Here is a 16,212-nt window from a genome sequence, read left to right on the forward strand (position 1 = left end):
GATGCGAAAAGCAGCCATGGACAGAAAGTATCTGGCGTCAGTCCTTGCGGGGAGCGGGCTTTCGTAATCTTTCCCTGCCGGAGCGACAGCTTGCGGAAAGGTCGTGCAACTACAAAGCAACAAACAGACTACGGCGGGAATTATTTTTTTCATCATCCATTACCACGAAAACAGCGGCCATTCTTTGGCGACTGTGGTGAGTTGTGGTGCATCGAAAACGGCTTGTGGCGAGACCACCGTTTCCTCAAGCGGAATATTTTTCCCGTAACGTTCTTTGAGCTTCGCCTGAACCAGCGGGTTGCTGAGATCGAACTCTTTCAGTTTTTGCTGTTCACCCACGCGCATCCCCAGCGCATTCTGGTAAACCTTCCACACCACTTCCGAACAGTACTGGCGATCGTCGCTCCATGAGAAGCTGAAATCGTACGGTTTTCCGAGATAACGTTTTGCCGTTTGCGCCAGTTTTTGCTGTTGTTCAACACTCAGTCCGCCTTCAACGCGGCGAACAACGTATTTGCCCTTTTCACCATGGGCGATCCACTGCTTGAGCGGGGTGTATTTCACCGGGCCGACCGCTTCAAAAACGTAGGGCTTTTTGTTACGCATCACCAGCATACCGGTGTGGCTGTAATCGGAATGGGTCGCCAGTTGGATTGCTTTACTTTGCGATGAGCGAGAGATCTGAAAGATGATGTCGCCAGTTTCCGGCTGCCAGGCAAGGGCAGGCACAGAAACCAGCAGGCTGAGGATCAGTAGCCTGTATTTCATAGTTAAACGTCCATGTATGAAAAAAGCGGCTGGTTAACTCCGCGCCGCTCTTTTCCGCTTTAGTATTCCCACGTTTCCGGGTTAATCCCCATCTCACGCATGATCTCTTTTGCCGCTTCCGGGATTTCGTCACTGCGCTCTTTACGCAGGTCGGCATCATCCGGCAGAGGTTGCCCGGTAAAGGCATGCAGAAACGCTTCGCACAGCAGCTCGCTGTTGGTAGCGTGACGCAGGTTGTTCACCTGACGACGCGTGCGTTCATCGGTGAGGATTTTTAACACCTTAAGAGGAATGGAAACCGTAATCTTTTTGACTTGTTCACTCTTCTTGCCGTGCTCAGCGTATGGGCTGATATATTCGCCGCTCCATTCAGCCATGAGATACTTAATCCTCTTCGTCAATAAATTGAGACCAGACCACACAATTTATGTGGGTACTGACCGTAAACCCGCATAGTTTACCGTACAGGCGTTACCGTGACATCGTGTAATGCACCTGTCGGCGTGATAATGCATATAATTTTAACGGCTATTTGGGATTTGCTCAATCTATACGCAAAGAAGTTTAGATGTCCAGATGTATTGACGTCCATTAACACAATGTTTACTCTGGTGCCTGACATTTCACCGACCAAGCCCAGGGAACTTCATCACATGACGCGTAAACAGGCCACCATCGCAGTGCGTAGCGGGTTAAATGACGACGAACAGTATGGTTGCGTTGTCCCTCCAATCCATCTTTCCAGCACCTATAACTTTACCGGATTTAATGAACCGCGCGCGCATGATTACTCGCGTCGCGGCAACCCAACGCGCGATGTGGTTCAGCGTGCGCTGGCTGAACTGGAAGGCGGTGCTGGTGCAGTACTTACTAATACCGGCATGTCCGCGATCCACCTGGTAACGACCGTCTTTTTGAAACCTGGCGATCTGCTGGTTGCGCCGCACGACTGCTATGGCGGCAGCTATCGCCTGTTCGACAGCCTGGCGAAACGTGGTTGCTATCGCGTGTTGTTTGTTGATCAGGGCGATGAACAGGCATTACGGGCGGCGCTGGCAGAAAAACCCAAACTGGTACTGGTAGAAAGCCCCAGTAATCCATTGTTACGCGTCGTGGATATTGCGAAAATCTGCCATCTGGCAAGGGAAGTTGGGGCGGTGAGCGTGGTGGATAACACCTTCTTAAGCCCGGCATTACAAAATCCACTGGCATTAGGTGCCGATCTGGTGTTGCATTCATGTACGAAATATCTGAACGGTCACTCAGATGTAGTGGCTGGCGTGGTGATTGCTAAAGACCCGGACGTTGTCACCGAACTGGCCTGGTGGGCAAACAATATTGGCGTGACGGGCGGCGCGTTTGACAGTTATTTGTTGCTGCGCGGTTTGCGAACGCTGGTGCCGCGTATGGAGCTGGCGCAGCGCAACGCGCAGGCGATAGTGAAATATCTGCAAACCCAGCCGTTAGTGAAAAAACTGTATCACCCGTCGCTGCCGGAAAATCAGGGGCATGAAATTGCCGCGCGCCAGCAAAAAGGCTTTGGCGCAATGTTGAGTTTTGAACTGGATGGCGATGAGCAGACGCTGCGTCGTTTCCTGGGCGGGGTGTCGTTGTTTACGCTGGCGGAATCATTAGGGGGAGTGGAAAGTTTAATCTCTCACGCCGCAACCATGACACATGCAGGCATGGCACCAGAAGCGCGTGCTGCCGCCGGGATCTCCGAGACGCTGCTGCGTATCTCCACCGGTATTGAAGATGGCGAAGATTTAATTGCCGACCTGGAAAATGGCTTCCGGGCTGCAAACAAGGGGTAAAAATGAGTGTGATTGCGCAGGCAGGGGCGAAAGGTCGTCAACTGCATAAATTTGGTGGCAGTAGTCTGGCTGATGTGAAGTGTTATTTGCGTGTCGCGGGCATTATGGCGGAGTACTCTCAGCCTGACGATATGATGGTGGTTTCCGCCGCCGGTAGCACCACTAACCAGTTGATTAACTGGTTGAAACTAAGCCAGACCGATCGTCTCTCTGCGCATCAGGTTCAACAAACGCTGCGTCGCTATCAGTGCGATCTGATTAGCGGCCTGCTACCCGCTGAAGAAGCCGATAGCCTCATTAGCGCTTTTGTCAGCGATCTGGAACGCCTGGCGGCGCTGCTCGACAGCGGTATTAACGATGCGGTGTATGCGGAAGTGGTGGGCCACGGTGAAGTGTGGTCGGCGCGCCTGATGTCTGCGGTACTTAATCAACAAGGGCTGCCAGCGGCCTGGCTTGATGCCCGCGAGTTTTTACGCGCTGAACGCGCCGCGCAGCCGCAGGTTGATGAAGGGCTTTCTTACCCGTTGCTGCAACAGCTACTGGTACAACATCCGGGCAAACGTCTGGTGGTGACCGGGTTTATCAGCCGTAACAACGCCGGTGAAACGGTGCTGCTGGGGCGTAACGGTTCCGACTATTCCGCGACACAAATCGGTGCGCTGGCGGGAGTTTCCCGCGTAACCATCTGGAGCGATGTCGCCGGGGTATATAGCGCCGACCCGCGTAAAGTGAAAGACGCCTGCCTGCTGCCGTTGCTGCGTCTGGATGAAGCCAGCGAACTGGCGCGTCTGGCGGCCCCCGTTCTTCACGCCCGTACTTTACAGCCAGTTTCTGGCAGCGAAATCGACCTGCAGCTGCGCTGTAGCTACACGCCGGATCAAGGTTCCACGCGCATTGAACGCGTGCTGGCCTCAGGTACTGGCGCGCGTATTGTCACCAGCCACGATGATGTCTGTTTGATTGAGTTTCAGGTGCCCGCCAGTCAGGATTTTAAACTGGCGCATAAAGAGATCGACCAAATCCTGAAACGTGCTCAGGTGCGCCCACTGGCAGTTGGCGTGCATAACGATCGCCAGTTGCTGCAATTTTGCTACACCTCGGAAGTGGCCGACAGTGCGCTGAAAATCCTCGACGAAGCAGGATTACCCGGCGAACTGCGTCTGCGTCAGGGGCTGGCGCTGGTGGCGATGGTTGGGGCGGGCGTCACCCGTAACCCGCTGCATTGCCACCGCTTCTGGCAGCAACTGAAAGGCCAGCCGGTCGAGTTTACCTGGCAGTCCGATGACGGCATCAGCCTGGTGGCAGTACTGCGCACCGGCCCGACCGAAAGCCTGATTCAGGGGCTGCATCAGTCCGTCTTCCGCGCAGAAAAACGCATCGGCCTGGTATTGTTCGGTAAGGGCAATATCGGTTCCCGCTGGCTGGAACTGTTCGCCCGTGAGCAGAGTACACTCTCGGCGCGCACCGGCTTTGAATTTGTGCTGGCAGGCGTGGTGGACAGCCGTCGCAGCCTGTTGAGCTATGACGGGCTGGACGCCAGCCGTGCGCTAGCCTTCTTTAATGATGAAGCCGTCGAACAGGATGAAGAGTCGCTGTTCCTGTGGATGCGTGCCCATCCGTATGATGATTTAGTTGTGCTGGACGTTACTGCCAGCCAGCAGCTTGCTGATCAGTATCTCGATTTCGCCAGCCACGGTTTCCACGTCATCAGTGCCAACAAACTGGCGGGAGCCAGCGACAGCAATAAATATCGACAGATCCACGACGCGTTCGAAAAAACCGGGCGTCACTGGCTATACAACGCCACCGTCGGCGCAGGTTTGCCGATCAACCATACCGTGCGCGATCTGATCGACAGCGGCGACACTATTTTGTCGATCAGCGGGATCTTCTCCGGCACGCTCTCCTGGCTGTTCCTGCAATTCGACGGTAGCGTGCCGTTTACCGAGCTGGTGGATCAGGCGTGGCAGCAGGGCTTAACTGAACCTGACCCGCGTGATGACCTCTCCGGCAAAGACGTGATGCGCAAGCTGGTGATTCTGGCGCGTGAAGCGGGTTACAACATTGAACCGGACCAGGTGCGTGTTGAATCACTGGTGCCAACCCATTGCGAAGGTGGCAGCATCGACCATTTCTTTGAAAATGGCGATGAACTTAATGAGCAGATGGTACAACGGTTGGAAGCGGCCCGTGAAATGGGGCTGGTGTTGCGCTACGTGGCGCGTTTCGATGCTAACGGCAAAGCGCGAGTAGGCGTGGAAGCGGTGCGAGAAGACCATCCGCTGGCATCACTACTACCGTGCGATAACGTCTTTGCCATCGAAAGCCGCTGGTATCGCGACAACCCGCTGGTGATCCGTGGGCCAGGCGCAGGGCGCGACGTCACCGCCGGGGCGATTCAGTCGGATATTAACCGTCTGGCGCAGTTGTTGTAGTGATTATTGAACAAAAGCTGGCAGTTGCCAGCTTTTGTTGTCACCTCTAAACCACCTCCTGCGGAGGTGGTGATTGATTGTCATTTTGCCTTTGGTCAGTGCCCCGGTAATAAGGGGGCTTTTGTGTTGAGCGATGAATTCACAGTGTGAATGGTGAAGTTATTTATGACAATTACAAAATGGCATTAAGTAAAAATATCTAAAACATCACCTGATTTAAAATTGATAACCAATAGTAGTATAGGTTCCCCATCCTGTGTTTTTTAATTCAAATGGACCATCTCCGAAGTTAACTTTCTCCCCAGCATTCCATTGTCCACCGTTGTGAAAATAACGTAGTGTAAATGCAAATTTCCAGTGTTCATATAGCAGGGAAAGGATATGGCTTGAAGCAATAGCATTACTGGTTCGTTTATTATTGTGTGATTTGTCCGCAAGATCGGAGCCAAAATCAAAGTTAGTAAAACTATTGTATACCAATCGCCCTCCGAATAAATGGGTAAGAGGAATGCTATATTTTATTTTGAATCGATATCCGTCCCATTCATTTTCATTAGCGGCACCATAGTTTTGCCACTGATACTTGGCGTATATATTGGCAGAAAGCTTAATTGGTAGACCCGTGTCGATATCTGTACCAAGCCCCATATACCATGTACTTTGCCGGGATGACTGGTTGTCACCCATATCATAGACATAGTTGTTTGCAATGAACCATTCTTTAAAAGGGCCGAACGCAAGATTTAATCCGGTCAATTTGTCAATGGAAAACCGAGGTTCTATTTCCGTAAATAGTGGTGAGCCCTCATCCCAGATCCCAACATCATAGTGACTGCCGACGCCAAAGAATTTTGGTAGATCAACATAACCATAAAAATCAAACCAGTCTTTTCTTCCTGCTACAGTATATTCAGGGTAGAGGTCGTTAGTCAGCCTTGGGCCAAAGCGAGAGTCTGTGCGACCAATGACATTCAAGCTTTGATGTAACCAGCCTTCCTCACTTTTAATTTCCTGAGCGTTTCCAATGCAAGGTATTAATAGAATCGATAAAGCTATCCCGTGCTTTTTTATACACATAAATATATCTCATTATCTATTGTTGATTTAGAGAAAAATAATGCCATTCAGTGAATGAATGGCATTATAATTTTTTTATTATTTGCTAACGTCCACCCGCATTTCATTTACCTGTGCAGGCGTAATCTTGTGGCCTTTCTTCAAATAATCGATCACGACATCGGACATGTTATTTCCGGCGCGGACCTGAACATTTTTCCCTTCTTTGAATGCCAGAAAACCATCGCCCCCCAGTGCAAGGAAAGTCGTTGTTGCAACATGGTAAATATTCGTATCAACGATCTCTTCACCATTAATTTTAAAAGATACTATGCGCTGACCTACTGGTTTCTGCGGGGTATAGCGCATTTCTGCGCCTTTTGACATTTGCAGGATGCCATTGGTAAGCGATGCCCCGTGTTCCAGTAGGTTACGCAGATCCTTACCGCTGAGATCCATTTCAGTAAGTTCATTCTTGAAGGGGAATGTACTGGTAATGTCGCCAAAGGTAATCGTGCCTGCATTTATATCCGCACGTAAGCTGCCGGAGTTTATCAATGCAATCTGTGCAGTCGGAGCAGCGACAAGCATTGCATCGGTAAACAGGTTGCCTAGTTGCGATGACTCACCATAGGCGCGAGTTAATGCAATCGATGATTCACCCACTGGTTGGCGTACAATATCCGCCAGTTTTTTATTCCAGCCATTGATAACTTTTTGTGTCGTTGGATCGGGTATCCATTCATCGGCATAAACTGTTTTCAGCTCAAAGCTCTTCATTTTATGGGTACGAGCTGTAGGGTTGACATCAAGGACTAATTTACCAATATCGATACCGCCACTATCAGTTGAAAGGATTAAGGTGTTGCCGACTTTGATTGGTTCTGGCGTTCCGACGTGGGCATGCCCGGTAATCAGAATATCCAATCCTTTCACCTTGCTAGCGGTTTGAATATCTTTATCAAGAGCGCGTCTAACATCTGTATTGCCAATGCTGGACTGACGCGCCGGAACGCCTTCATGAACCAGCGCCACAGTGAGGTCAACCTTATCACGTAACTCGTCGATATAATGCTGCAAATACTTCACTTCATCACGTGCTTCAATCCCCTGATTCTTAAGGGTCTCGGAAGATTTATCAAAGCGGTTATTATTGTCATTATCGAGTCCCTGGAGAGAGAGCTCCGAGACCGTATCATTAAATGCAAATACGCCGTGTAGCCCAATAATACCAATCTTGATGCCATCTTTTTCCAGGATGGTGTAGGGCTTGTTCCAGAAGGGTTTCTCACTCTCTTTATGATAAACATTGCCCAATAAAACAGGAAAATTCGCTTTGCTTAATTGTCGCAGGGCATTATCCCAGCCATGGTCAAACTCATGATTACCGATTGATACTGCGTCAAAAGGCATGGTATTCATAATGTCAATTATTGCTTCGCCCTTTGTCAGACTGCTGATATAAGGGCCGGTGAAATAGTCTCCAGCATCAAAATAAAAGGTGGCTTTATTTTTCGCTTTCTCTTGTTTTACTAAAGTAGATATATTGGCAAAGCCGCCAATGTCGCGTTTTCCGTCTGCGATATACGGCACTTTATAAGAATCCACATGAGCGTGAAGATCATTTGTATAAATAATCGTGACATCCTGCGCCATGACTGAAACCGAAAAAATAGTCAGCAATGTTGCGGCAAGTAAAGTACGCTGCACTGTTTTCATTCGCATTCCTTGTTAAATAAATAGACTGATAAATGATATTTTATTTGGCGACGTCCATGACTCGTTTAGTTAAGTCTGGGGTGACAGGTTTATGATTTTTGAAATAATCGATGATAGATTCCGCCGAGGTTGTTCCCGGTATCGTCTTCACATTTTTTCCATTCAAAAATGCTTCAAAACCGTCACCACCACTGGCACAAAAGGAGTGCGTGGCAATACGATATGTTTGATTATCTTCCACGGGTTTGCCGTTAATGGTGAAAGAGATTAACCGCTGGTTGAGTGGTTTTTTGCTGTCATAGACAACCGCAACGCTTTTTGAAACCTGTAACACACCGTTAGTTAGATTGGTTGCATGCGTCATCAATGATTTGAGATCGCGGCCCGTCAAATCCATCTCGATGAGGTCATTATTAAAGGGGAATGTGCTAATAACATCTCCCAGTGTGATATCACCTTTAGGAAAATCAGCTCGCATCCCACCGCTATTTTGAAATCCGGCAATGGCATCAGGTGCTTTTTCCATCATTGCATCCAGAATAAGGTTACCGGTAGAAGAAGAACTGCCATACTCACGTGTTAAAACTACGGGAGAATGGCCGACAACTTCCTGTGTGATTTTGTTAAGCTTTACGCTCCATTTATCGATAGTATTTTGAACGATGGTGTCAGGTTTAAATTGATCTGCAAAGATGGTGATTAACTCACCATTATAACTATCAATTTTCTTTGTTTTCGGATTGTAATCAAGCACAAGTTTTCCGATGTCGGTGCCGTATGCATCGGTAGATACAATTAATGTGTTATTAACTTTTATTGGTTGCGGTGTTCCGACATGTGCGTGACCGGTAATTAAGACATCAACACCATTCACTTTTTTAGCTGTCTCAATATCTGCCTGTAGTAGCCGCTCCACATCTTTACTACCAAAGCTTGATTGACGCGCCGGAACACCTTCGTGAATTAGCAAAACGGTAATGTCGACTTTACCTTTTAATTCTGCAAGTGCTTTATTTAAATATTTAATTTCGTCTCTGGCTTCTACGCCTTCACGTGCTTTTGCCGCGACTGTATCATAGAAAGCGAATGCACCATGCAATCCAATCACACCAATCTTTAAACCATCTTTTTCGATAATGGTCCACGGATGATCCCAAACTGGTCTATTTGTATCGGTGTAGTAAATATTTCCCAGCAGAATGGGGAATTTTGCTTTTGATAACTGAGATACCATATTGGGCACGCCGTGATCGAACTCGTGATTACCAACGGACACCGCATCAAAGGGCATGGTGTTCATGATATCAATAATAGCTTCACCTTTGGTCAGGGTACTGATATACGGACCGGTAAAATAGTCGCCTGCATCAAAGAAAAAGACATCTTTGTTTTTTTTCTTCGCTTCATTAACGATGCCTGCAATATTAGCCATACCACCTACAAGTCTGTTCTTATCAACAGCGGGAATTTTTGCCGGATTGACATGTGCGTGAATATCATTCGTATAATAAATAGTAACGTCCTGAGCTAGTATACTGTGAGAAAACATCACGCTGAATATGACTGATAAAGTCGTAAATACAGTTCTCATCATCCCTCCTTGATAGGGGTTGTTACATTGGTTGAATTATTTAAATAAAAGGAACACCGTGTCTTATTTTTATAAGAGCATAGGTCAGGAAAGTATTATGTGATCTTAGTAACAAATAATGTTATTAATTAAACATTGACTGTGATTATATTTTTCAGTCATACATTCATATATTTAATTAAATGAGAAATAGTGATCCCATTAATTTATGGTCGTTTGTCGAGTGTATTGACTAACAAGATGGAGTGAGCGATTCATTGTATTTTAACGCCAGTGAGGTCAGCATTTTCGTTACGCGACCTGCGGATAATAACGCGCTTTGGGTAAAGTCGTGTTGGTCTGTCAGCCATGTGATAAAGCAACGACTGGTTGCCAGAGAAACATTTGCGCCCCTTTCTAAGGAGACTCCTGTGAGCAGGCAGACCATCTTGCTGTTATTCCCCTGCCCCCAGCGTTGCCACTGATTTTGCCACCAACCATGGTATGTCGTTCCCTGAAAATGCCAGGGAATATCAGCGTTACGGTCGCTGATTTCTTCTTCTACGAACCAAAGTTCGCCTTGTTGTTGGCGGAACTGATCTGCCCAGGCTGTAATAATTGCGCCTCTCAGAAAACATTCGTGTGAAATGATATGCGTTTTGACATGTGGAAAGCGGATTTTCAGTATTCTGAAATGCCCGTGTGCCGTGATAACCGGGCGTAGTATGGCTCCCTTGCCGTTGCGCTTGAGCACAGCACTGCCATACTGAATTTCATCGAACTGGCTCCGGCGCAAGAATTGCGCTTCACGCATATCTACCCTCTGCACAATATCGCTATGGTGCTCAGTTGGTTCTGTATTGCCTCTGTAACTGTACCGCAGACTGTCTCCTGTCTGATGTTGCGTATAATTCGTGGAGAGATGAAGGATGTTGCCACGAGTGGCGTCAAGACTGACTAAAACATAGAGCTTTTGTACTGCGCTGGCTCCTTGAAAGGGCATGAACAGTTGAACGGTTTCAATGGACTGGGGATACGTAATTTCTCTTGCTGGCTGCTGTTTCGGAGTCCAGACTTTTTTGCATGAACGGCATTGAACGCGTTGTGTTCCCTGCGGGTTGTGGCCATAAAAAATCTTTTCTTTACAATAGCATGATGGACAAAAATGCCCTGTTTCTATGGCACACGCAGTCATGTGAACTGACAACCAGTCACGAAATTGTTGTTCATCAAACAAAGGGGGGTAACTTCCGCATGCCTGGCAGTGCAGTGCCGGAAAACCCAGTTTATAGTCTGGCCAACTGTAATCTTCCGATGAGGCCAATCCCAAATTTCGACAACCGAACGTTTTACAGACATTAATCGCAAACAGATTTGACATATATCACCAACGATTTCATAAGGTCGTTGATTTTGTCCTACAGTTATCGCCTCTGGATGTGAGTATTCTCACATAAAAAAGCCTTTCAGAACGTAATGTAGCAATCCTTTATCTCACTGGAAGGGATTGTTTATGAAAATTAAAATGCTTGCTGCGGGTATCGCATTAACACTGCCGTTTTGGGCCTGCGCCAAAGATGTCACCATTATTTATACCAACGACCTCCATGCACATGTAGAGCCTTATAAAGTGCCGTGGATTGCTGACGGTAAACGGGATATTGGCGGCTGGGCAAATATCACTACGCTTGTTAAACAAGAAAAAGCTAAAAACAAAGCGACCTGGTTTTTTGATGCGGGTGACTATTTTACCGGGCCGTATATCAGCAGCCTGACTAAAGGCAAGGCGATTATCGATATTATGAATACCATGCCGTTCGATGCGGTCACTATAGGGAATCATGAATTTGATCACGGCTGGGACAACACCCTATTACAGTTGAGTCAGGCAAAATTCCCGATTGTGCAGGGTAATATTTTTTATCAGAACAGCAGTAAATCATTCTGGGATAAGCCATATACCATTATTGAAAAAGACGGCGTGAAAATTGGTGTGATTGGTTTGCACGGAGTATTTGCCTTTAATGACACGGTATCCGCTGCCACGCGAGTGGGTATTGAAGCGCGTGATGAAATTAAGTGGTTACAACGTTATATCGATGAACTCAAAGGCAAGGTTGATTTGACCGTCGCCCTGATTCACGAAGGTGTTCCGGCCCGCCAGTCCAGTATGGGAGGCACAGATGTGCGTCGCGCGCTGGATAAAGATATACAGACGGCAAGTCAGGTGAAAGGGCTGGATATTTTGATCACCGGACATGCACATGTGGGTACGCCGGAACCGATTAAAGTCGGCAATACGCTCATCCTTTCCACTGACAGCGGAGGGATTGATGTGGGTAAACTGGTTCTCGACTTCAAAGAGAAACCGCACACTTTTACGGTGAAAAACTTCGAGCTTAAAACCCTTTACGCCGACGAGTGGAAGCCCGATGCGCAAACAAAACAGGTGATTGATAGTTGGAATAAAAAGCTGGATGAAGTCGTGCAGCAAACGGTGGCGCAATCGCCAGTTGAATTAAAACGTGCCTATGGTGAATCGGCATCCCTGGGGAACCTGGCGGCGGACGCTTTACTGGTAGCGGCGGGTAAAAATACCCAGTTGGCGTTAACCAACTCTGGTGGGATTCGCAATGAGATCCCGGCGGGTGCAATTACGATGGGTGGCGTCATCAGTACCTTCCCGTTCCCCAACGAACTGGTGACGATGGAACTCACGGGTAAACAATTACGCGGTTTGATGGAACACGGCGCAAGTTTGAGTAATGGCGTTTTACAGGTATCGAAAGGCCTGGAAATGAAGTACGACAGCAGCAAGCCGGTTGGTCAGCGGGTTATCTCGCTGACTCTGAATGGCAAACCGATTGAAGATGCGACGGTTTACCACATTGCCACTCAGAGTTTCCTTGCTGATGGTGGAGATGGTTTTACCGCGTTTACCGAGGGTAAAGCGCGCAATACGACGGGCGGTTATTACGTTTATCACGCGGTGGTTGATTACTTTAAAGCGGGTAATACCATCACGGATGAACAGATCAACGGTATGCGCGTGAAAGATATTAAGTAAAAGTACGCACTGAGTTGACTCTACTGTTTGTTACCCGTTGATTTCGCAGATTCTGTATTCGGCCTACACGAGAGCGCAGGCCGAATCAGATGCTTTAGCATCACCATCCGGTGGCAGGGCGTTGTTTTTCGAATGAGAACAGGTGCCGTTGTGTTGCCTGTATATCAGTCAAAACGAGTGAGGTTGATTGCGCTATAAAGAAATCTCTTTATTACCTCTAATTAAGATGAGTTTTTTTCATCTTCCCTGATTTTTCCTCACCATCATTGGTCATTTTTCGGTTGACGCCCTTCAGCTTTTCCTTCATCTTTACATCTGGACGTCTAAACGGATAGATGTGCACAACACAACATATAACTACAAGCGATTGATGAGGTAAGGTATGAGCTTTTTTCACGCCAGCCAGCGGGATGCCCTGAATCAGAGTCTGGCAGAAGTCCAGGGGCAGATTAACGTTTCGTTCGAGTTTTTCCCGCCGCGTACCAGTGAAATGGAGCAGACCCTGTGGAACTCCATCGATCGCCTTAGCAGTCTGAAACCGAAGTTTGTGTCGGTGACCTATGGCGCAAACTCCGGCGAGCGTGACCGTACGCACAGCATTATTAAAGGCATTAAAGATCGCACTGGTCTGGAAGCAGCACCACATCTTACCTGTATTGATGCGACGCCCGACGAGCTGCGCACCATTGCACGCGACTACTGGAACAACGGTATTCGCCATATCGTGGCGCTGCGTGGCGACCTGCCGCCGGGAAGTGGTAAGCCAGAAATGTATGCTTCTGACCTGGTGACGTTGTTAAAAGAAGTGGCGGATTTCGATATCTCCGTGGCGGCGTATCCGGAAGTGCATCCGGAAGCGAAAAGCGCCCAGGCAGATTTGCTTAATCTGAAACGAAAAGTGGATGCCGGAGCCAACCGCGCCATTACTCAGTTCTTCTTCGATGTTGAAAGCTACCTGCGTTTTCGCGATCGCTGCGTCTCGGCAGGCATTGATGTGGAAATCATTCCGGGCATTTTGCCGGTTTCGAACTTTAAACAGGCGAAGAAATTTGCCGACATGACTAACGTGCGTATTCCGGCGTGGATGGCGCAAATGTTCGACGGCCTGGATGACGACGCTGAAACCCGCAAGCTGGTGGGCGCGAATATTGCCATGGATATGGTGAAGATTTTAAGCCGTGAAGGAGTGAAAGATTTCCACTTCTATACGCTTAACCGCGCTGAAATGAGTTATGCGATTTGCCATACGCTGGGTGTTCGTCCTGGTTTATAAATAGTGTGCCTTTTGTGAAAATCACACTGTGATCACAAATTTTAAACAGAGCACAAAATGCTGCCTCGAAATGCGAGTGAGAAAATAAGGTAGTCAGCCTTGTTTTCTCCCTCATTTCTTGAAGAATACGAAGCTAAAACCTTTTTTATAAAGCATTTGTCCGAAATCGGACATAATCAAAAAGTCTTAATTACGATCAATTTGATCTACATCTCTTTAACCAACAATATGTAAGATCTCAACTATCGCATCCGTGGATTAATTCAATTATAACTTCTCTCTAACGCTGTGTATCGTAACGGTAACACTGTAGAGGGGAGCACATTGATGAGCACGTCAGACGATATCCATAACACGACAGCCACTGGCAAATGCCCGTTCCATCAGGGCGGTCACGACCAGAGCGCGGGTGGGGGCACAACCACGCGCGACTGGTGGCCAAATCAACTCCGTGTTGACCTGTTAAACCAACATTCTAATCGTTCTAACCCGCTGGGTGAGGACTTTGACTACCGCAAAGAATTCAGCAAATTAGATTACTACGGCCTGAAAAAAGATCTGAAAGCCCTGCTGACAGAATCTCAGCCGTGGTGGCCTGCCGACTGGGGCAGCTACGCCGGTCTGTTTATTCGTATGGCCTGGCACGGCGCGGGTACTTACCGTTCCATCGACGGACGCGGCGGCGCGGGTCGTGGTCAGCAACGTTTTGCACCGCTGAACTCCTGGCCGGATAACGTAAGCCTCGATAAAGCGCGTCGCCTGCTGTGGCCAATCAAACAGAAATATGGTCAGAAAATCTCTTGGGCAGACCTGTTTATCCTCGCGGGTAACGTGGCGCTGGAAAACTCCGGCTTCCGTACCTTCGGTTTTGGTGCCGGTCGTGAAGACGTCTGGGAACCGGATCTGGACGTTAACTGGGGTGATGAAAAAGCCTGGCTGACTCACCGTCATCCGGAAGCGCTGGCGAAAGCACCGCTGGGCGCAACCGAGATGGGCCTGATTTACGTTAACCCAGAAGGCCCGGATCACAGCGGTGAACCGCTCTCTGCGGCTGCGGCTATCCGCGCGACCTTCGGCAACATGGGTATGAACGACGAAGAAACCGTGGCGCTGATTGCGGGTGGTCATACGCTGGGTAAAACCCACGGTGCCGGTCCGACTTCTAACGTAGGTCCTGATCCAGAAGCTGCACCGATTGAAGAACAAGGTTTAGGCTGGGCGAGCACTTACGGCAGCGGCGTTGGCGCAGATGCCATCACCTCTGGTCTGGAAGTGGTCTGGACCCAGACACCGACCCAGTGGAGCAACTATTTCTTCGAGAACCTGTTCAAATATGAGTGGGTACAGACTCGCAGCCCGGCTGGCGCAATCCAGTTCGAAGCGGTAGACGCACCGGAAATTATCCCGGATCCGTTCGATCCGTCGAAGAAACGTAAACCGACAATGCTGGTCACCGACCTGACGCTGCGTTTTGATCCTGAGTTCGAGAAGATCTCTCGTCGCTTCCTCAACGATCCGCAGGCGTTCAACGAAGCTTTTGCCCGTGCCTGGTTCAAACTGACGCACAGGGATATGGGGCCGAAATCTCGCTACATCGGGCCGGAAGTACCGAAAGAAGATCTGATCTGGCAAGATCCGCTGCCGCAGGCGATCTATAACCCGACCGAGCAGGACATTATCGATCTGAAATTCGCGATTGCGGATTCTGGTCTGTCTGTTAGTGAGCTGGTGTCGGTGGCCTGGGCGTCTGCTTCAACCTTCCGTGGTGGCGACAAACGTGGTGGTGCCAACGGTGCGCGTCTGGCATTAATGCCGCAGCGCGACTGGGATGTGAACGCCGCAGCCGTTCGTGCTCTGCCAGTTCTGGAGAAAATTCAGAAAGAGTCTGGCAAAGCTTCGCTGGCGGATATCATCGTGCTGGCAGGTGTGGTTGGCGTTGAGAAAGCCGCAAGCGCCGCAGGTTTGAGCATTCATGTACCGTTTACGCCGGGCCGCGTTGATGCGCGTCAGGATCAAACTGACATTGAAATGTTTGAGCTGTTGGAGCCGATTGCTGACGGTTTCCGTAACTACCGCGCTCGTCTGGATGTTTCCACCACTGAGTCACTGCTGATTGATAAAGCACAGCAACTGACTCTGACCGCGCCGGAAATGACCGCGCTGGTGGGCGGGATGCGCGTACTGGGTGCCAACTTCGATGGCAGCAAAAATGGCGTCTTCACTGACCGCGTTGGTGTATTGAGCAATGACTTCTTCGTGAACTTGCTGGATATGCGTTACGAGTGGAAAGCGACCGACGAATCGAAAGAGCTGTTCGAAGGCCGTGACCGTGAAACCGGCGAAGTGAAATACACGGCCAGCCGTGCGGATCTGGTCTTTGGTTCTAACTCAGTCCTGCGTGCGGTGGCGGAAGTTTACGCCAGCAGCGATGCCCACGAGAAATTTGTTAAAGACTTCGTGGCGGCATGGGTGAAAGTGATGAACCTCGACCGTTTCGACCTGCTGTAATC

11 protein-coding genes and 1 pseudogene are annotated in these 16,212 nt (G+C 48.9%); 6 read left to right on the forward strand and 6 right to left on the reverse strand.

Features of this window, described 5'->3' with window-relative positions; translation table 11 throughout:
- Positions 1 to 67 (forward strand): hypothetical protein (locus tag BGE37_RS25755; protein ID WP_231347632.1); only part of this gene is annotated, 67 nt, incomplete at its 5' end.
- A 92-nt stretch (positions 68 to 159) separates the two neighbouring features.
- On the opposite strand, the gene BGE37_RS22415 is transcribed toward BGE37_RS25755, so the two are convergent.
- Complete coding sequence (locus BGE37_RS22415) at positions 160 to 768, reverse strand: YiiX family permuted papain-like enzyme (protein ID WP_105288456.1); 609 nt, start codon at positions 766 to 768, stop codon at positions 160 to 162.
- A gap of 59 nt (positions 769 to 827) precedes the next feature.
- Entirely contained in the window at positions 828 to 1,145 is a 318-nt protein-coding gene (metJ, locus tag BGE37_RS22420) for a met regulon transcriptional regulator MetJ (RefSeq protein ID WP_000852812.1), read from the reverse strand.
- Between the two features lie 276 nt (positions 1,146 to 1,421).
- Here metJ and metB point away from each other — a divergent pair, with 276 nt between their 5' ends.
- Together metB and metL are read left to right on the forward strand one after the other, a co-directional pair.
- Entirely contained in the window at positions 1,422 to 2,582 is a 1,161-nt protein-coding gene (gene metB / locus BGE37_RS22425; protein ID WP_105277517.1) for a cystathionine gamma-synthase, read from the forward strand.
- A gap of 2 nt (positions 2,583 to 2,584) precedes the next feature.
- The gene (gene metL, locus BGE37_RS22430; protein WP_000110774.1) at positions 2,585 to 5,017 is read left to right on the forward strand and encodes a bifunctional aspartate kinase/homoserine dehydrogenase II; all 2,433 of its coding nucleotides are present in this window, start codon (positions 2,585 to 2,587) and stop codon (positions 5,015 to 5,017) included.
- Positions 5,018 to 5,248: 231 nt separating this feature from the next.
- Here metL and BGE37_RS22435 read toward each other — a convergent pair.
- The 4 genes and pseudogenes from BGE37_RS22435 to BGE37_RS22450 form a co-directional block, all read right to left on the reverse strand.
- A pseudogene (locus tag BGE37_RS22435) lies at positions 5,249 to 6,094 on the reverse strand (nucleoside-specific channel-forming protein Tsx); the annotation flags it as partial.
- Positions 6,095 to 6,172: 78 nt separating this feature from the next.
- On the reverse strand, positions 6,173 to 7,792 hold the full coding sequence (locus BGE37_RS22440) for a bifunctional metallophosphatase/5'-nucleotidase (RefSeq protein ID WP_105272052.1): 1,620 nt from the start codon (positions 7,790 to 7,792) through the stop codon (positions 6,173 to 6,175).
- A 40-nt stretch (positions 7,793 to 7,832) separates the two neighbouring features.
- On the reverse strand, positions 7,833 to 9,383 hold the full coding sequence (locus BGE37_RS22445; RefSeq protein ID WP_105272051.1) for a bifunctional metallophosphatase/5'-nucleotidase: 1,551 nt from the start codon (positions 9,381 to 9,383) through the stop codon (positions 7,833 to 7,835).
- Positions 9,384 to 9,615: 232 nt separating this feature from the next.
- Positions 9,616 to 10,743 carry a hypothetical protein gene (locus BGE37_RS22450; RefSeq protein ID WP_000067197.1) on the reverse strand — a complete coding sequence of 376 codons (1,128 nt, stop codon included), beginning with the start codon at positions 10,741 to 10,743 and terminating at the stop codon, positions 9,616 to 9,618.
- 132 nt (positions 10,744 to 10,875) lie between these two features.
- On the opposite strand from BGE37_RS22450, the gene BGE37_RS22455 reads away from it, so the two are divergent.
- From BGE37_RS22455 to katG, 3 genes are all read left to right on the forward strand, one after another.
- The gene (locus tag BGE37_RS22455; protein WP_105288457.1) at positions 10,876 to 12,429 is read left to right on the forward strand and encodes a bifunctional metallophosphatase/5'-nucleotidase; all 1,554 of its coding nucleotides are present in this window, start codon (positions 10,876 to 10,878) and stop codon (positions 12,427 to 12,429) included.
- A gap of 382 nt (positions 12,430 to 12,811) precedes the next feature.
- On the forward strand, positions 12,812 to 13,702 hold the full coding sequence (gene metF / locus BGE37_RS22460) for a methylenetetrahydrofolate reductase (RefSeq protein ID WP_000007523.1): 891 nt from the start codon (positions 12,812 to 12,814) through the stop codon (positions 13,700 to 13,702).
- 327 nt (positions 13,703 to 14,029) lie between these two features.
- Positions 14,030 to 16,210 (forward strand): catalase/peroxidase HPI, encoded by a 2,181-nt coding sequence (katG, locus tag BGE37_RS22465; protein WP_105288458.1) that lies wholly within the window; start codon positions 14,030 to 14,032, stop codon positions 16,208 to 16,210.
- Positions 16,211 to 16,212 lie beyond the last annotated feature (2 nt).

Source organism: Escherichia sp. MOD1-EC6300 (assembly GCF_002965045.1).
GTDB classification, from domain to species: Bacteria; Pseudomonadota; Gammaproteobacteria; order Enterobacterales; family Enterobacteriaceae; genus Escherichia; species Escherichia coli_F.